We start from the raw sequence: 18,252 nt of genomic DNA on the forward strand, positions 1-18,252 counted from the left end.
CCGCTGCAGAACAGGAGAACCACCATGGCCATGAAGGGAATGGACGTCGAGGCCGGTCGCCAGGCGTCGCAGCAGGTCTCGCAGGGCTCGCAGGAGCTGGACGCGCTCACCGCGCGGATGACCCAGGTGATCGACGGCTTCGAGTGGGTCGGCCCCGACGCCGAGCGCACCCGCGACTCGTGGAAGTCGGAGTACGTCCCCATGCTCGGCAAGGTCAGCCAGTCCATGCAGGAGTTCGGCTCGCTGATCAACAACCAGGCCCAGGAGCAGGAGCAGGTCTCCCACTGAGGACCGCCGAGTTCGTCGAGTAGCCGCGAGCGCTGGCGAGTTCCTCGCTCCGTGGCTGCTCGACGAGCTCCCAGCAAGCCCGGACGAAGGAGCCACCGATGCCGACCTGGACCCTCTCCCTGCGCACCGCCCCTGAGAGCGGGCTGCCGTCGGTCGACGTCGTGGTCCTGGCCCGCGAGGACGCGACCGTGGCCGACCTCGCCGACCAGCTGGGACGGCACCTGGCGCCCGAGCAGCACCAGCTCCAGGTGGTCCCGCTCGAGGGCGACCAGCCCTGGCCGCCGGACCGCCCGCTCGCGGAGTGCGGCCTCAACACCGGCGACCTCGTCGACGTCGTGGTCGCCGGGTCGGCGTGGCGCGAGCGCAGCGGCGCGCTGCGCCGGCCGCGGGCGGTGGTGCGGGTGGTCGCCGGTCCCGACCGCGGGCACCGGACCCATGTCCGCGGCAGCTCGCTCACCCTGGGCCGCGGCCAGCACTGCACCGTGCGGCTCACCGACCCGCTGGTCTCCCAGCGGCACGCCCGGATCGACCTCGGCGTCCGGCCGACGGTGCACGACGAGGGCTCGGCCAACGGTACGACGGTCGCCGGCGAGCGCGTGGTCGCCGGCCGGGAGTTCGACTGGGGTGTGCCGGTCCGGATCGGCGCCACCACGCTGGTCGTCGACCGCGGCGACTCCCCCGCCGAGCAGCCGGCGGTGGCGGTGTTCCGTCCGCCCCGGTTCGGCGACCCGCTGGCCGAGGGCGTCCTCGAGCTGCCGTCGCCGCCGGCGAAGGTCCGGCCGACGCCGCTGCCCTGGGCGATGCTCGCGCTGCCGATGGTGATGGGGCTCGCGCTGTTCAGCCGCACCCGCACGGCCTTCGCGCTGATCTACATGCTGGCCTGGCCGGTGATGGGCTACCTCGGCTGGCGCCAGCAGCGCAGGGCCGCGGAGCGGCAGTTCCAGGAGGAGCTCGCCGACTGGCGCACCGACGTCGACGGCCTGCTCACCACGATCGACGACGCCGCGGCCCGGCAACGGCAGCGGCTCGAGGACGACTACCCGGCCACCGACGTCGTCAGGCAGCGGGCGGCCGCCCGCGACCGGTACCTGTGGGCGCGGGCCGCCGAGCGGGAGGGCTTCTTGACCACCCGGCTCGGGACCGGGACGGTGCCGGCGCTGCTGACCGGATCGATCGGCGACGGCGGCGATCGCACGGCACGTCGCGGCGTCGTCGCCGAGCTGGCCCGGCGCGACCACCTCGCCGGCCTGCCCGTCGTGGCCGACCTCGCGGCGCACCCGCTCGTCGCGGTGACCGGCGCCCCCGCACCGGTGGACGCGCTGGTCCGCGCCGCCCTGCTCCGCCTCGCCTTCGACCACTCCCCGGCCGACCTGTCGGTCGCTGCCTGCCTCGGTCGCGGCCGGGCCGGCCACGAGGCATGGCTGCGCTGGCTCCCGCACGTGACCGCCCGGATCGGCGGCGAGGCCCCGGTCGCGATCGGGCCGCAGGCCTCGACCGCCCTGCTCGACCGGCTGGTCAGCGAGGACGGCCAGCGCGGCCACACGATCTGCCTAGTCGACGAGGACGCCGGTGTCCCCCGCCGCACCGTCGAGGCGGTGGCGGCCGAGGCGGGCGCCCGGCAGCTGCACCTGGTCTGGCTCGGCCGCACCCGCGACGAGGTGCCGGCCGCGACCAGCCTGCTCGTCGACCTCGACCAACAGCAGGTCGCCTCGGCCGACCGCACAGGCGTCGCCGGGCTCGACGTACCCGACGACGTCTCGCTGCACCAGGCCTGGCAGTCGGCACGCACCATGACCGGGTACGTCGACGAGGCGGCCGTGCTGCCTCCCAGCACCGCCATCCCGTCGGTGGTCCGCCTGCCCGACCTCAGCAGCGACTTCGAGGACCTCGACGAGACCACCGCGGTGCTGCGCCGCTGGCAGCAGGCGCGCGGCCTGCGCGCCCAGATCGGCACCGGCGTCGACGGCGTGGTCACCCTCGACCTGCGCGACGACGGCCCGCACGGCCTGGTCGCCGGCACCACCGGCTCCGGCAAGAGCGAGCTGCTGCAGTCGCTCATCTGCAGTCTGGCGCTCAACAACGCGCCGTCGCGGATCAACTTCCTGCTCGTCGACTACAAGGGCGGCGCCGCGTTCCGTGAGTGCGCGGAGCTGCCGCACACGGTCGGCTACATCACCGACCTCACCCCCGCCCTCGTGGCGCGCGGCCTGACCTCGCTCGGCGCCGAGATCACCGCCCGTGAGCACCTGCTGGCGGAGTACGGCGTCAAGGACCTCGTGCAGCTCGAGGCCGAGCATCCCGAGGTGGCACCGCCCAGCCTGCTCATCTGCGTCGACGAGTTCGCCGCGCTGACCGCCGAGGTGCCCGAGTTCGTCGACGGCATGGTCAACATCGCCCAGCGCGGCCGCTCGCTCGGCATGCACCTGCTGCTCGCCACCCAACGGCCGGCCGGCGTGGTGACCGGCAACATCCGCGCCAACTCCGACCTGCGGATCTCGCTGCGCGTCTCCTCGGCCGACGACTCCCGCGACGTCATCGACACCCCCGAGGCCGCCCGGATCTCCCGGCGCACGCCCGGCCGGGCCTGGATCCGGCGTACCGGGCACGGCACCGCCGAGCTGGTCCAGAGCGCCTGGACAGGTGCCCGCGCCCGGTTGCGCGACGACGAGCCGCCGGTGCTGGTGCACGCCTTCTCCGCGGAGGACCAGCCCGCCACGGCCGCCGCCGGGGAGGGACGCCTCGACCCGCGGACCGACCTCGAGCGCTGCGTCGCCACGATCCGGCGCGCGTTCGCGCAGTCCGGCGCGGCCACACCGAAGCGGCCCTGGCTGCCGACCCTGCCGGAGGAGCTGGTCCTCGACGACCTGGCGGTGGCCGGGACCGGGCGACGCTCCGGCCGCCTGGTCGTCGGCCGGGTCGACGAGCCGGACCGGCAGGCCCAACCCGAGCTGCTCCTCGACCTCGCCACGGTGGGCCACCTGCTCGTCCACGGTGCCTCCGGCTCGGGCAAGACCGAGCTGCTGCGCACGGTCGCCGCGGCCGCCTCGCTCGGTGACGCGACCGGCGAGTCGGGAACCCCGCCGTACCTCTACGCGATCGACCACGCCGGTGGCGGGCTGGCGGTGCTGTCCGAGCTGCCGACCGTGGAGGCGGTCATCCCGGGCACCCAGACCGGGCGGGTGCTGCGCCTGATCCGCCTGCTGCGCCGTACGGCAGAGGAGCGGACCGAGCTGCTCGCCGACCGCGGCTGCGCCGACCTCGACGACCTGGCCGCCCTCGGCGTCCACCTCCCCCGGGTCTACGTCCTCGTCGACAACCTGCCCAGCCTGGTCGAGGGCCTCGAGGGCGGCGGGGGCGTGGCGCCGGCCCACGCCGAGCAGCTGCGCACGGTGCTGCAGGTCGGGCGCCGCGTCGGCATCCATGTCGTCGCGACGGCCCCCGGGCGGACCGGCGTGCCGACCGCCGTCGCGGCGAGCTTCGGACGCCGGCTGGTGCTGCGGATGACCACGACCGACGACTACCTGCTGCTCGGCGTACCCGGCAACGTCCTCGACGCCGACAGCCCCGCCGGCAGCGGCCTCCTCGAGGGTCGCCAGGTGCAGGTCGGCACCACCGGCGGCGCCGGCAGCCCGCGCCAGGCCGAGCACCTGCGCCGGCTCGCCGAGCGTCTCGCCGACCGGGTCCGCGACCGCGGCCGGGCCCCCGTGCCGTCGATGCCCGCCCGCCTCGAACCCGCCGCGCTGCCCGCACCGGCCGGCGCGAGGGTGACCATCGCGGTCGACGCCGACGCCGTGTCCGTGCTCGACGTCGACCTGCTCGCCGGACCGGTCCTGGTCGCCGGGCGGGCCCGCAGCGGCCGTACGTCGGCGCTCGAGGGCCTGGCGCAGCTCGTCCGTGGGGGCGAGGACCCGCCCCGGATCGTCCGCGCGAGGTCGTACGACGACGCCCTGGCCGGCGTCGAGGGGTGGCTCGCCGCGCCCGCCGCACCCGCCGCGGAGTCCTGGTGCCTGCTGCTCGCCGACGACGTGGACGCCTGGCCGCCCGCAGGCGAGGCCCGTGACCGCCTGCTGGGGCTGCTCGAGGAGCACCGCGGCCGGGTTGCCCTGGTGCTGACCGCCGACGTCGCGGCGGCCCGCCAGCGCGGCACCGGACCGGGACTGGTCGAGCTCGCCCGGGCCCAGCGACGCGGCTTCCTGCTCCAGCCCGAGTGGGGCGACGGCGACGTCCTCGGCGTCACCGTGCCGACCAAGACCTCCGAGCCGCTCAGCGGTCCGGGACGCGGGCTGTGGTGCGACGGCGGGGCCACGTGGGTCGCCCAGCTCGTCGGCGCCGACCCCGTGGCGGCGGCAGGTGCCGGGTGAGGCGGCGAGCCGGAAGGTTCCGTCCTGGTCCCGCGGGGCATGTTGCGGATGGCCCCGGTCTGCTTGACTCCGGAGCACGACCCGCGGACGATGCCCGTCCGCACCTTGATCGAGGCAGGGACGAGGGAGACGTACGGTGATCGGGAGCCTGCGCAGGCTGGTGGCCTCCGCGCGCCGCCGCGGCCGGCGGCACAACACGAAGGGATCGGCCGAGATCGCGGTCGTCGTGGTCGCCTTCTCGCTCGTCGCCGGTGTCTTCGTCGGCAACGGCATCTCCAGCACCGGGGTCAACGTCGCCGACGGCCTCACCTGGCTCTCCGACGATCCCAGCGGCCGGGTGATCCAGGTGAACCCGTCGACCGGGCGCCCGGAGCTCGCGCTCAAGGTGGGCGCGCCCGGAGACGACCTCGAGATCGTCCAGTACGACGGCCAGCTCTACGTCCTCAACCACACGACCGGCCAGCTGATGGCCTTCGACCTGACCAGCATCCTGATCTCCGGGCAGCGCAGCATCACCCAGGGCGGCGTGGTCCACACCCTGCATCACGGCGACCAGCTGTTCCTGGTCGACGACAAGGCCTCCACCATCGCAGCGATCGACCCCATCTCGACGGAGGCGATCGGCACCATCTGGGCCTCCCCCGCCGGCCTCGCCGACGTGGGCATCGACGACGCCGGCACCGTCTGGGCCCTCGAGGACGACGGCACGCTGCACGAGCTCGCCTGGTCGCCCGAGCAGCAGGAGTTCACGACCCGTTCCTCCGAGGCGATCGACCAGTCCGGGCCGCAGTCGGTGCTGGTCACCCACGCACTGGGCGCGACCGTGTTCGGCGCGGACCACGGCATCGTCGTACGCGCGGGCACCGACGCGGACTTCTCCGCCGACGCGCCGCGGCTCTCCGGCCGGCTGGTCGCGCCGGAGTCGGCCCCCGAGGACCTGGTGCCGGTCTCGGCACCCGACACCGGCACGGTCGTGATCGTCACGCCCGAGAAGGTCAACGAGGTCAACGTGGCCGAGGTCGACTGCGCGAAGCCGGGCACGCCCGAGGAGTACGAGTCGGTCGTCTACGTGCCCTGCCAGGGCGTCGGCAAAGTGCTCCGGCTGCGCGCCGACGGCAAGCGGGCCGGGGAGGACATCCCCACGCCCGGCGCGCAGACCCCCGAGCTGGTGCGTGACGACGGCCGGCTGATCATCAACGCCCCCGGCACCACTCACGCGACCGTGGTCAACCCCGACGGCAGCCTCGACACGATCCAGCGCGACGACGACCAGCTGCCGATCGAGACGCCGAGCAAGACCGCCAACGACACGGCCCCGTTCGTGCCGGACGACAACGGCGGCAGCCGCAACGACGACGGGCGCGACAAGTGCCCGGTCGTGGACTGCACCGCCCTGCAGCCGCAGGTGCCCGGCGCCAAGAACCCGAACCAGGGCCGCGGCGAGGACAAGCCGACCGACGACCCGAGCGACGACCCGAGCGACGACCGGAGCGACCACCCGGGCGGCAAGCCGACCGGTGTCCCGACGGGCGACCCGACCGGCGGCCCGACCGGCGGGCCCCGGGACCCGGGCGGCTCGACCGGCCCCGGCGAGGGCACCAGCAGCCCCACCGACGCGGGCACCCTGCCCACCGACCCGACCTCCACCACACCCACGAACCCGACCCCACCGCCGACCACACCCACGAACCCGACCCCACCGCCGACCACACCCACGACGCCCACGACGCCCACCACCCCGGCGGAGCCGCTCCAGGCACCCACCGGCGTGTCCGCGGTCGCGGGCGCCGACGGCCGGGTCACGGTCAGCTGGAGCCACGGCGGGCCGACCGCGACGTCCTTCGTCGTCTCCCTCGTCGGCGGCGGCGACCTGACCACGGTCGACGGCAGCAGCCGCCAGGCCATGGTCACCATCGCCGCCGGCAGCTCCGCCTCGTTCACCGTCAGCGCGGTCTCCGGTTCCGACCGGGCCCGCTCGGCCGCGTCCAACACGGTCTCCACGACCGGCGCCCCCGGCGCCCCGGCCAACGTGACCGCCACCGGCGAGTGGCGCGGGAACTGGAAGATCGAGCGGTACGTCGGCACCGTCACCTGGGACGCGGCACCCGACAACGGCTCGCCGGTCACCGGCTACACCGTCTCGGTGTCCTCGCCCGACGGCGACCAGGTCCGCAACGTGGCGGGCGACGTACGCTCGGCGAGCTTCACCTGGTCCTGCTACAACCCCGACGGCGGGGCCGAGTGCGGTGGCATCGTCGGCGACTTCAGCGTCCGCATCACCGCGACCAACGCCATCGGCACCGGCCCAGCGGCGACCGACGCGGCGAACGCACCGCCGCTGCCCCCTCCGCCGCTGCCGGCCGGCGGCCAGCAGCACGTCACCGCCGAGAAGACCGACCCGATCTGGGTCGAGGGCTTCGGCGACACGGTGCTGACCCTGAACCCGCCCGACAGCTGGAAGACCTTCGGCGGCACCTGCACCTGGACCCACTCCGGCAACCGCAACGGTGACCGCTCCGGCACCCTCCCGTGCGACGCGACCACGCTGACCGTCCCGATCGACAACGGCTACATCTGGCAGCCGAACTCCGGCAACGTCGGCCACTCGATCACGTTCACGGCCAGCAACGGGTCCGGCACCGTCGACAGCGCCCGCTACACCTGGACCACCCGCCAAGACACGCTGTGCGAGGGCTGCCAGGTCCCCTGACCGCCGCACCCGACCGCCTCCCTGACCCCCGAACACCGGAAGCGAGCCCCCGTGACCACAGCACCGCCCCGTCCCCTCACCGAGGAGGACATCGCCGACTTCCGCTCCCTGCATGAGCAGCTCGGCGATGCCGTCGAGATCGCCGTGCACGGCAAGCGGGCGGTCATCGACCTGGTGCTCGTCGCGACCTTCGCCGAGGGACACGTGCTGCTCGAGGACGTCCCCGGCACGGGCAAGACGACCCTCGCGCGCGCCGTCGCGCACGCCCTCGGCGGCCAGGTCAGCCGGATCCAGTTCACGCCCGACCTGCTGCCCAGCGACGTCACCGGTACCACCGTGTTCGACCCGCGCGACGGCCAGATCCGCTTCCGCCGCGGCCCGGTGTTCACCCACGTGCTGCTCGCCGACGAGATCAACCGGGCGGCCGCGAAGACCCAGTCCGCGCTGCTCGAGGTGATGCAGGAGCACACCGTCACGGTCGACGGCACCCCGCACGACGTACCGAGCCCGTTCGTGGTCATCGCCACCCAGAACCCGCTCGACCAGGACGGCACCTACCGCCTGCCCGAGGCGCAGCTCGACCGGTTCCTGGTGCGTACGGCGATCGGCTACCCGGGTGCGGAGCACGAGATCGAGGTGTTGCGGCCCGGGAGCAGCGCCGGGCGGGTCGAGGACGTCAAGCCGGTCACCACGCCCGACCGGGTCGCGGCGATGTCCGCCCAGCTGCGCCATCTCCACGTGGCGGAGCCGATCCTGCGCTACGTGCGGGCGATCGGGGTCGCGCTGCGCGAGGACGAGCGGGTCCGGATCGGTGCCAGCACCCGCGGACTGCGTGCGCTGGTCCGCTGCCTGCAGGTGCACGCCGCTGCCCGCGGCCGCCACTACGTCGTGCCCGCCGACGTGCAACGGCTCGCCGAGCCGGTGCTCGCGCACCGCGTCGTGCTGGCCCGCGACGCGCTGCTGGCCGGGCACACCTCGGCGTCGATCGTGCAGGACGTGCTCGACACCGTCCCGGCACCGCGCCCCGACGACGCCTGAGCCTGGCCCACCGACCGATGGCGACGCTGTGGCGGACACTCACCGGGCGCGGACGCGGTACCGCCGCGCTCGGCCTGGTCCTGCTCGGCGCCGGGCTGGGCTGCCGCTACCCGGTGGTGGCGGTCCTCGGCGCGCTGCTCCTCGGCCTCGTCGCCGCCGAGCTCGCCAGCGTGCTGGGACGTACGACGGTGACCACCACCCGGGAGGTGAGCCCGCGGGTCGTCGTGCGCCACGGCGAGTGCCGGGCCCGGCTCCACATCGACGGCGCCCGGCGCCGCGCCCTGGTGCGGGTCGACGCCGTGGACCTGGTCGACGGTGAGCCGGTGGTCGTGAACCTGCCCGATGCGGGCTCCTCGCCGGAGGCGCGACGCACGACCACGACCCTCGACTACCCGGTCCCCACCCGGCGCCGCGGCCTGGTCGCCGTCGGTCCGGTCCGGGTGCGTGCGGTCGGGCTGACCGGGATGGCGGCCCACACGGCCGGCACCGGCAGCGTCGACCACGTCCGGGTGCTCCCCCGCCGGGTCCCGGTGACCACGTTGCCGGCCGGGCACCGTCGCGCGGTGACGGGCGGCGACGACAGCACCGAGCTGGGCGGCACCGACCTGGTCGGCCTGCACGAGTACACGATCGGCGACGACCTGCGCCGACTGCACTGGGCGACCAGCGCCCGCACCGGCACCCTGATGGTGCGCGAGGACGCCGAGCCGTCCGAGCCGCACGTGTGCGTGGTCCTCGACGACCGCGCCGCGAGCTATCCCGGGTCCGGGCCGGGCGAGCCGTTCGAGGACGCGGTGGAGCTGGCGGCGGCCCTGTGCCGGCTCACCATCGAGGCCGGGCACCCGCTCCGGTTCCAGGTCGCCAGCCGCCGGGTCTCGGTGACGGTGCCGGGCTCCGCGACCCGCCACCCACGGCCCGAGGGGCAGGAGCTGGAGCTGCTGTTCGCGGAGATCGACACGACCGCCGACGACCTGCGGGTCGACATCGAGCACGCCGACCTCGACCTCGCCGTCGTCGTGACCGGCGCCGGGGCCGACCTGGCCGAGCTGTCGCTCGCGCTGGGCGGCGCCCCCACCCGCATCGTCGCCGCCGTCGACCCTGCCCCGGTCGTCGCGGTGGAGCAGTACGGCGGCCTGCTGGTCGTGCGCAGCACCGACTCCACCGGCCTGGCGGCCGCCTGGGACCGGGTGGCGGCCCGATGACCGGTCCGCGCGGCTTCCGCACCCCCCTCGTCGAGGGCGTGCTGCCCGTGGTGCTGCTGGTGCTGGGCACGCTCACCCTCGCCACCGCCTGGCAGGGGGTCCTCGCCTTCACTCTTCTCGCCCTCGCGGCGGTGCTTCCGTACGCATTGCTGCGCGCGGTGGTCGGCGTCGGGGTGTCGCGGTGGGCCGCCGCGACGGTCCTCGTGCTCCTCATGCTGCTGGCGGCCTACGTGCTCACCGCGGGCGCCGACCTGTCGTTCCGCGAGATGCTGCGCGACCTGGTGCCGCGGCTGCTGACCTCGCCGCGCCCCTACGCCCTGCGCGGCGACCTGCTCGTCGGGCCGATGCTGCTGACCGGCCTGGTCTCCCTGCTGGTCGGGCTGCGCGCCCGCAGCCGGCTCCGCGTCGAGCCGCTGGTCGGTGCCGCGGTGCTCTACCTCGCCGGCCTGCTCCTCACCGGCGGGACGGCCGACCGGTGGGGGCTCGTGGCCGCCGCGCTGCTGGTCACCGCGGTGCTCGGCTGGACCGTGGTCGACGACCAAGGCGAGCCGGTCCGCCCCCGGGTCCGGGTCGGTGCCCCGTTGGCCGCGCTCGGCGTGGTCGCGCTCGCCGCCTCGGCCCTGGTCGCCGTCGACGACCCGTTCGAGCCGCGCGACCTGGTCGCCCCGCCGATCGTCGAGGTCGCGGCCAGCAACCCACTCACCCAGCTCGGCGCCTGGGCGGCCCATCCCGACGAGTCGCTGCTGCAGGTGCGCGGCGACCGGGTGCCGCTGCGGCTGGTCGTCCTCGACGACTACGACGGCACGCAGTGGACCGCCGCCACCCGCTACCAGCCGTTCGACACGGGCGGCACGACACCGTTGCCGCGCGGCCGGGTCGAGCGCTCCGCCTCGCAGCAGGTGCGCATCACCGGCCTGCGGGGTCCGTGGCTCCCCACGCCCGGACAGCCCTCGACGGTCAGCGACCCCGCGATCCTCGTCGACGTACCCACGGGAACGCTCGCGCGGCCCGAGGGCCACGACGCGAAGGAGTACGCCGTCACCGGGAGCATCGACGCCCCCGACGAGGCCGTCCTGGTCGCGGCCGCGGTGCCCCAGGACGCTGCCGCGCTACGCTACACGCGGCTGCCTCCGCTGCCCGCGGGGATCCGGCAGTACTGCAGCCAGATCGCCGGCACCGCCAGCACGCCCTACCAGCTGGCCCTGACCATCGAGGACACCATCCGCACCGGCAGCCGGCTGTCGTACGACGCGATCTCGGGCTCGGCGCTGTGGCGCCTCGACGCGTTCCTGGTCGGCCGTGAGGGGCGCAGCGGTGCTCGCGAAGGCACCTCGGAGCAGTTCGCCAGCGCGTTCGCGGTCGTCGCCCGCTGTCTGGGCCTGCCGTCCCGGGTCGTGGTCGGCTTCCGCCCGGGCACCGACCAGCCCGACGGCTCGCGGCTGGTCACCGGCAAGGACGCGTTCGCGTGGCCCGAGGTCTACTTCGAGGGCCACGGCTGGCTGCCGTTCTCCCCGCTGCCCGACGACGACACGTTCAGCCACGACCCGCCGCCGCAGCCGGTCGAGACCAAGGAGCGCCGTCCCGAGGACGACCCGACGCCGCCGGCCGACGCGCCCAAGGGGCCGAAGGACGCCGCGCCCAACCCGGACCACACCGACCCCGCCGTCAGTGCCGGCTCGCCCTGGTTGCTGGGGACGCTGGGTGGCGTCGTCCTCGCCGTCCCTCTCCTGCTGCTGGTCGCCCGGCGGGTCCGCTCCGCGCGGCACCGTCGGCGCGGCGCGATCGGCGCATGGACCGAGGTGACCGATGCGCTGCGGCTCTCCGGGATCCGCCCGCCGGCGGGTCAGCCCGCCAGCGAGATCGCCCACGACGTCGACACCCGGCTCGGCACGACCACGACGCGGGTCGTGGCGCGCGCCGCGGAGCGGGCCGCCTACGCGCCGGTCCCGGCCGGCGACGCCCGCAAGGAGGTCCCGGCGGAGGTCCCGGCAGCGGTGCGGGAGGTGCGCCGCGCCGTACGACGGGTCCGGCCGCGGTGGCGGCGCTGGTGGTGGCACCTGGATCCGAGGGTCTGGCGCCGCTGATCACTTCGCCGGAGTCGGGTCTGGTCAGGACTCGCGGTCGACGCAGCGGCGGTTGGAGACGCCGAAGTCGCCGTCGACCAGGTGCACCGTGAGGAAGTAGCAGCTGCGCCCCGCCGGGAGCGCGTGCACCGTCTCGCCCCGGGTGCTGCCCGCGGGGAAGGTCGCGACCAGGTCCGCGTCCGGCGCGACCTGGTGGAGCACGAAGGTGCCCTCCCCCTTGCTGGGGTCGGTCCAGGCCAGGTCGAGACCCGAAGCGCCCTCGGCATCGAGACGGGTCAGCACGACCGCGAGCTCGGGGTTCGGGTCACCGCTGAACGTCGGCACCGAGGTCGGCGAGGTCGACAGGGACGGGATGTCGGCGCCGGTCGGGGCGGGCGTGTCCTTCGGCGTGGTCTCCGGGTCGTCGTTGCGCAGGATCGCGCCGCCCACGCCGAGGGCCAGGCCCACGACCAGGGCGATGCCGCCGAGCACGAGTGCGGTGCGACGCTGCGAGGGTCCCCGCGTGTCCCCGGCACCGGCGGGCGCGGGCGCCTCCGGACCGGACGGGGGTGCGCCCGTGGCGTCCTGGTCGGGTCGCCCCACCCCCGTGGGGGCGTCGTCGCGCTCGACCGGGGCGTGCGCGGCGACCGAGAGCGCGACGGGCGGCGACGACGGTACCGCGGCAGGCACGGCGGGCGCGGAAGGAGCGGGCGCGGGCGTCGCGGAGCGGGGTGCGGTCGGCGTGCGGTCGGGCTCGGCCGGCGCTCCGGGCGCCACGGTCGCGGTCGTCGCCCGGGGTGCCCAAGCCGAGCTGCGCAGGCCCGCGAGGGCGTCGCGCAGCGCCTCGGCGGACGACCACCGCTCGGCGACGTCCTTGGCCAGGCAGCGGTCGATGATCGGCGCGATCCGCTCGGAGCCCGGTGTGGTGAGCGGGCGGTAGGGCTCGGTGCGGGCGCGGCGCAGGTAGGCCAGCGCGGAGTCCTCGTCGACGTCGTCGCTCGCGAACGGCGGCCGCCCGTCGAGCAGCGTGTAGAGCGTGGAGCCGAGCGACCAGATGTCGTCGGCGGCGGTCGGCGGGTGCCCGTCGAGGATCTGCGGCGCCGCGTGCCGGTAGGTGAAGTGCTCGGCGGAGTCGGTGTGCTCGGAGCCGGCCAGCCGGGCGATGCCGAAGTCGGTGAGCACCCACGACGTCGGCAGCACGAGCACGTTCTGCGGCTTCACGTCGCGGTGCAGGACGCCCCGGGCGTGGGCGAAGGCCAGTGCGTCGGCGAGCACCTCGCCGATCCGGCCCACCTCCTCGGCCGGCAGCGGACCGTGGGACACGAGCCGGTCGTGCAAGGTGCCGCCCTCGGCAAGGTCCATCACGATCGCGGGCCGGCCCGAGGCGGTGGTGCCGGTCGCGAGGATCGTGACGATGTTGGGGTGCTGGCGGCCGAGGTCGACGCTGATCTGGACCTCGCGGGCGAACCGGGCGAACCGCTTCTCGTCGTCGACGAGCAGCACCTTGATCGCGACGTCACGGCCCAGCGCGGCCTCGCGGGCCCGATAGACCACGGAGTCGCCGCCCCGGCCGATCGCGACCAGGCCGGTGTAGCCGTCCAGCGCCTCCACCGGGTCGGCGGGATGGTCCGGCGGTCGCCAGGCGCTGTCCGAGATGTCGTCGCTCATGACCGGGCGCGGTTCCAGTCCGTGCCGGGCGGCATCGCCTCGAGCCAGGACTGGAACCCGGTCAGCGACGAGACGCTCATCGCGAGCTCGACCTCGCCCTGCGACGAGTGGCAGCGGATGACGAGGTGGTCGGGGTACAGCGAGGCCTGCTCGGTGCCGACCGGCTCGCGGCGTCCGTCGTACTCGAGCTCGTCACGGCGCCAGGCCCGCTTCGGTCGCGGCGAGAGGGTGAAGATGCGGAACCACTCCAGGGTCTCCCCCGAGTAGCGCCCGAGGCCGAGGACCCAGCCCCGCCCGGACGTCCCGGTCCGCAGCCGGTGGCTCAACTCGAAGGTGCCACCGTGCCGGGAGAGCGTACGGCGCCGGACGATGAGTCCGGCGCCGTACAGCACACACAGGAGCAGGAGCGCGCCACAGATGTCGAGCAGCCACTCCCACCATGCCATCTGCGTATCAGTGACCTTCTACGAGACCTTCTCCGCGGCGCGGATCCGCGCCTCGGCGTGACGGACGCGCTGCTCCGCCTCGTTGCTCGAGTCGAGCAGCCGCTTGGCCTCCTCGAGGTCGATGCGCGCCTGGGACACCTCGATGTCCTCGGCCAGCTCGACCCGCTCGGCCAGGATCGACACGCGGTCGTTGGCCACCGACAGGAAGCCACCGTCCACGGCGACGACCACGAGCTGGTTGGAGTTCGCGACCTGGATCTCCACCACCGAGGCGGAGAGCAGCGACAGCGTGGGCGCGTGGCCGCGCAGCACGCCGATGTCTCCGTCGAGCGTGCGCGCAATGATCATCGCCGCGTCACCGGACCACACGGTCCGGTCCGCAGCGACGAGCTCGACGTGCAGGTGCTCGACCGTCGTGTCAGCCATGATCAGAGGCTCTTCTGGATCTCGGCCCAGTTGCGCTCGACGTCGTCGAGTCCACCGCACATGAAGAAGGCCTGCTCGGCGACGTGGTCGTACTCACCGTCGGCGATCTTGTTGAACGCCTCGATGGTCTCGGCCACGGGCACGGTCGAGCCCTCGATGCCGGTGAACTGCTTGGCGACGTAGGTGTTCTGCGACAGGAACCGCTGGATACGACGCGCGCGGGACACGATGATCTTGTCCTCTTCGGAGAGCTCGTCGACACCGAGGATCGCGATGATGTCCTGGAGCTCCTTGTTGCGCTGCAGGATCTGCTTGATGCGGATCGCGCAGTCGTAGTGCGCCTGACCGATGTACTGCGGGTCGAGGATCCGCGAGGTCGAGGTCAGCGGGTCGACGGCCGGGTAGATACCCAGCGACGCGATCTCACGGGAGAGCTCGGTCGTCGCGTCGAGGTGGGCGAAGGTCGCCGCCGGAGCCGGGTCGGTGTAGTCGTCCGCGGGGACGTAGATCGCCTGCATCGAGGTGATCGAGCGACCGCGGGTCGAGGTGATCCGCTCCTGCAGCGTGCCCATCTCGTCGGCCAGGTTGGGCTGGTAGCCCACCGCGGACGGCATGCGGCCGAGCAGGGTGGACACCTCGGAGCCGGCCTGGGTGAACCGGAAGATGTTGTCGATGAACAGCAGCACGTCCTGGCCCTGCACGTCGCGGAAGTACTCCGCCATCGTCAGCGCGGACAGGGCGACGCGAAGACGCGTGCCCGGCGGCTCGTCCATCTGGCCGAAGACCAGGGCGACCTTGTCGAAGACGCCGGCCTCCTGCATCTCCACGATCAGGTCGTTGCCCTCACGGGTGCGCTCGCCCACACCGGCGAACACCGACACACCACCGTGGTTCTTGGCGACGCGCGCGATCATCTCCTGGATGAGCACGGTCTTGCCGACACCGGCACCACCGAACAGGCCGATCTTTCCACCGGTGACGTACGGCGCGAGCAGGTCGATGACCTTGATGCCGGTCTCGAACATCTGGGTCTTCGACTCGAGCTGGTCGAAGGCCGGCGCCTTGCGGTGGATGCCCCACCGCTCGGTCACCTCGACGGTCTCACCCGGCTCGAGGTTGAGGAAGTCGCCGGTGGCGTTGAACACCTTGCCGAGGGTGACGTCGCCGACGGGGACGCTGATCGGGCTGCCCGTGTCGGTCACGGTCTGGCCGCGGACCAGGCCGTCGGTCGGCTTCAGGGAGATGGCGCGGACCATGCCGTCGCCGATGTGCTGGGCCACCTCGAGCGGCAGGACCGAGGTCTCGCCGTCGAGGGTGATCTCGGCCTCGAGCTTGTTGTAGATCTCGGGCATCGCGTCGGTCGGGAACTCGATGTCCACGACCGGGCCGATGACCCGAGCGATCCGACCCACCGAGGCCGCACCGCTGGCGGTGGTCTCTTCAACCGTTGCAGTCATGTCTTACTCCGTTTGGTGTTTTCTCTGGTGGGTCAGTCGTTCGCAGCCTGGGCGTCGGCGAGCGCGTTCACGCCACCGACGATCTCGCTGATCTCCTGGGTGATGCCCGCCTGGCGCGCCTGGTTGGCGATCCGGGTGAGCTTCTTGATCAGCTCCTCGGCGTTGTCGGTCGCCGACTTCATCGCCTTCTGGCGGGCGGCGAGCTCGGAGGCCGCCGCCTGCAGGAGAGCGTAGAAGATCCGGCTCTGGACGTACTGCGGCAGCAGTCCGTCGAGCACCTGGGCCGCCGACGGCTCGAACTCGTAGAGCGGCAGCAGCTCGTCGGCCTCGGGGGCCTCCTCGCCCTCGACGACCTCGAGCGGCAGCAGCCGGATCGCGGTCGGCTCCTGGGTGAGCATCGAGCGGAACCGGGTGTAGACCACGTGGACCTCGTCCACGTCGCCGTCCTCGCCCTGCTCCTTGAGGAAGGCCTCGATCAGCGCCGCGCCGATCTCAGCCGCCTTGTCGTAGGTCGGCTGGTCGGAGAAGCCGGTCCAGGCCTGGATGTAGGGACGACCGCGGAACTTGAAGTACGCCTCGGCCTTGCGTCCGGCGAGGTAGAAGTCGAGCTCCTTGCCCTCGGACCGGAGACGCTCGGCGAGCCGCTCGGTCTCCTTGATGACGCTCGAGGAGTAGGCCCCCGCGAGACCACGGTCGCTGGTGATGACCAGGACCGCCGCGCGCTTCGGGTTCTCCTCCTCCCGCGTCAGCGGGTGGTCGACGTTCGAGAACGTCGCCACCGCGGACACGGCACGGGTCAGCTCCCGGGCGTACGGCGCTGCCGCCTGCGCCCGCTGCTGCGCCTTGATGATCCGGGACGCAGCGATGAGCTCCATGGCGCGCGTGATCTTCTTCATCGACTCCGTCGACTTGATCCGCGCGCGGTACTCACGCAGCGATACGGCCATGCGTCAGCCCCGCTTCTGCTTGACGATCTGCTCCTGCTCGAGCTCGTCGTCGGCGAGCGCCTCGGCCTCGGGCTCGTGCCCGACCTTGATGCTGCCGCCCTCGGAGGTCTCGAACTGGGTCAGGAAGGAGTCGTACGCCGCCGCGAGGCCGTCCTCGTCCTCGAACTTCTGCGTCTCGCGGATGGCGGCCAGGATGCCGTCGTGCGAGCGGTGCAGGTAGTCGAGGAACTCGCGCTCGAAGCGCAGCACGTCGCCGGTGTCGACGACGTCGAGGCGACCCGAGGTGCCGAGCCACAGCGAGACGGTCATGTCGGCCAGCGGGTACGGCGAGTAGGCCGGCTGCTTGAGCAGCGCCATCAGCCGCTGGCCGCGGGCCAGCTGCTGCTTCGACGCGGCGTCGAGGTCCGAGGCGAACATCGCGAAGGCCTCCATCGCGCGGTACTGCGCGAGGTCGACCTTGAGCGAGCCGGTGACGGCCTTCATCGCCTTGGTCATCGCCGCGCCGCCGACGCGGGAGACCGAGATGCCGACGTCGATGGCCGGGCGCTGGTTGGCCGCGAACAGGTCCGACTGCAGGAAGATCTGGCCGTCGGTGATCGAGATGACGTTGGTCGGGATGAACGCCGAGACGTCGTTGGCCTTGGTCTCGATGATCGGCAGGCCGGTCATCGAGCCCGCGCCGAGCTCGTCGGACAGCTTCGCGCAGCGCTCCAGCAGGCGGGAGTGCAGGTAGAAGACGTCACCCGGGTAGGCCTCACGGCCCGGCGGGCGGCGCAGCAGGAGCGACACGGCGCGGTAGGCCTCGGCCTGCTTGGTCAGGTCGTCGAAGACGATGAGGACGTGCTTGCCGTCGTACATCCAGTGCTGGCCGATGGCCGAGCCGGTGTAGGGGGCGAGGTACTTGAAGCCCGCGCTGTCCGAGGCCGGCGAGGCGACGATCGTGGTGTACTCCAGCGCGCCGGCCTCCTCGAGGGCACCACGCACGGCGGCGATGGTCGAGCCCTTCTGGCCGATGGCGACGTAGATGCAGCGGACCTGCTTGGTCGGGTCGCCCGACTCCCAGTTCTGCTTCTGGTTGATGATCGTGTCGATCGCGATGGTGGTCTTGCCCGTCGAGCGGTCGCCGATGATCAGCTGGCGCTGGCCACGGCCGATCGGGGTCATCGAGTCGATGGCCTTGATGCCGGTGGCGAGCGGCTCGTGGACCGACTTGCGGGCCATCACGCCGGGAGCCTGGAGCTCGAGGGCGCGACGACCCTCGGTGGTGATCTCGCCGAGGCCGTCGATCGGCTTGCCGAGCGGGTCGACCACGCGGCCGAGGTAGCCCTCGCCCACGGGGACCGAGAGGATCTCGCCGGTGCGGCGGACCGTCTGGCCCTCCTCGATCTTGTCGAAGTCACCGAGGATGACGACACCGATCTCGCGGTCCTCGAGGTTCAGCGCGAGGCCGAGCGTGCCGTCCTCGAACTCGAGGAGCTCGTTCGCCATCGCCGACGGGAGGCCCGACACGCGGGCGATGCCGTCCGCGGCGGAGGCGACGGTGCCGACCTCTTCCTTGCTCGCGGCCGCGGGCTGGAAGTCGGCGACATACTTGGCGAGGGCGTCGCGGATCTCGTCCGGACGGATGGAGAGTTCCGTCATCTCTG

Annotated in this window: 12 protein-coding genes; 6 read left to right on the forward strand and 6 right to left on the reverse strand. The window is 73.4% G+C overall.

The genetic code is table 11. The features are described 5' to 3' along the window. Nucleotides 1-24: 24 nt before the first annotated feature. From QI633_RS16275 to QI633_RS16300, 6 genes are all read left to right on the forward strand, one after another. Nucleotides 25-288, forward strand: a complete 264-nt coding sequence (locus tag QI633_RS16275) for a hypothetical protein (RefSeq protein ID WP_141798245.1) — start codon at nt 25-27, stop codon at nt 286-288. Nucleotides 289-386: 98 nt separating this feature from the next. Then, nucleotides 387-4,649 carry an FtsK/SpoIIIE domain-containing protein gene (locus tag QI633_RS16280; protein WP_282426353.1) on the forward strand — a complete coding sequence of 1,421 codons (4,263 nt, stop codon included), beginning with the start codon at nt 387-389 and terminating at the stop codon, nt 4,647-4,649. Between the two features lie 136 nt (nt 4,650-4,785). Further along, a complete protein-coding gene (locus QI633_RS16285; RefSeq protein ID WP_282426354.1) occupies nt 4,786-7,359 on the forward strand; it encodes a fibronectin type III domain-containing protein in 2,574 nt (857 codons plus the stop codon). Nucleotides 7,360-7,410: 51 nt separating this feature from the next. Further along, nucleotides 7,411-8,397, forward strand: coding sequence for a MoxR family ATPase (locus QI633_RS16290; RefSeq protein WP_141798242.1), 987 nt, complete (start codon nt 7,411-7,413; stop codon nt 8,395-8,397). A gap of 17 nt (nt 8,398-8,414) precedes the next feature. Further along, complete coding sequence (locus QI633_RS16295) at nt 8,415-9,599, forward strand: DUF58 domain-containing protein (protein WP_282426355.1); 1,185 nt, start codon at nt 8,415-8,417, stop codon at nt 9,597-9,599. After that, nucleotides 9,596-11,683 (forward strand): transglutaminaseTgpA domain-containing protein, encoded by a 2,088-nt coding sequence (locus tag QI633_RS16300; RefSeq protein WP_282426356.1) that lies wholly within the window; start codon nt 9,596-9,598, stop codon nt 11,681-11,683. Before QI633_RS16295 ends, QI633_RS16300 begins: the two co-directional genes overlap by 4 nt. A 24-nt stretch (nt 11,684-11,707) precedes the next feature. Here the strand turns inward: QI633_RS16300 and QI633_RS16305 are convergent, their stop codons facing one another. The 6 genes from QI633_RS16305 to atpA are packed head-to-tail and all read right to left on the reverse strand — an operon-like array spanning nt 11,708 to nt 18,247. Further along, nucleotides 11,708-13,330 carry a serine/threonine-protein kinase gene (locus QI633_RS16305; protein WP_141798239.1) on the reverse strand — a complete coding sequence of 541 codons (1,623 nt, stop codon included), beginning with the start codon at nt 13,328-13,330 and terminating at the stop codon, nt 11,708-11,710. After that, a complete protein-coding gene (locus QI633_RS16310; RefSeq protein ID WP_141798238.1) occupies nt 13,327-13,776 on the reverse strand; it encodes a DUF2550 domain-containing protein in 450 nt (149 codons plus the stop codon). Before QI633_RS16310 ends, QI633_RS16305 begins: the two co-directional genes overlap by 4 nt. A gap of 18 nt (nt 13,777-13,794) precedes the next feature. After that, nucleotides 13,795-14,202 carry a F0F1 ATP synthase subunit epsilon gene (locus tag QI633_RS16315; protein ID WP_141798237.1) on the reverse strand — a complete coding sequence of 136 codons (408 nt, stop codon included), beginning with the start codon at nt 14,200-14,202 and terminating at the stop codon, nt 13,795-13,797. 2 nt (nt 14,203-14,204) lie between these two features. Then, a complete protein-coding gene (atpD, locus tag QI633_RS16320) occupies nt 14,205-15,659 on the reverse strand; it encodes a F0F1 ATP synthase subunit beta (protein WP_141798236.1) in 1,455 nt (484 codons plus the stop codon). Nucleotides 15,660-15,691: 32 nt separating this feature from the next. Further along, on the reverse strand, nt 15,692-16,606 hold the full coding sequence (locus QI633_RS16325; RefSeq protein ID WP_141798235.1) for a F0F1 ATP synthase subunit gamma: 915 nt from the start codon (nt 16,604-16,606) through the stop codon (nt 15,692-15,694). 3 nt (nt 16,607-16,609) lie between these two features. After that, complete coding sequence (atpA, locus tag QI633_RS16330; protein WP_282426357.1) at nt 16,610-18,247, reverse strand: F0F1 ATP synthase subunit alpha; 1,638 nt, start codon at nt 18,245-18,247, stop codon at nt 16,610-16,612. Nucleotides 18,248-18,252 lie beyond the last annotated feature (5 nt).

Source organism: Nocardioides sp. QY071 (genome assembly GCF_029961765.1).
Lineage (GTDB): Bacteria > Actinomycetota > Actinomycetes > Propionibacteriales > Nocardioidaceae > Nocardioides.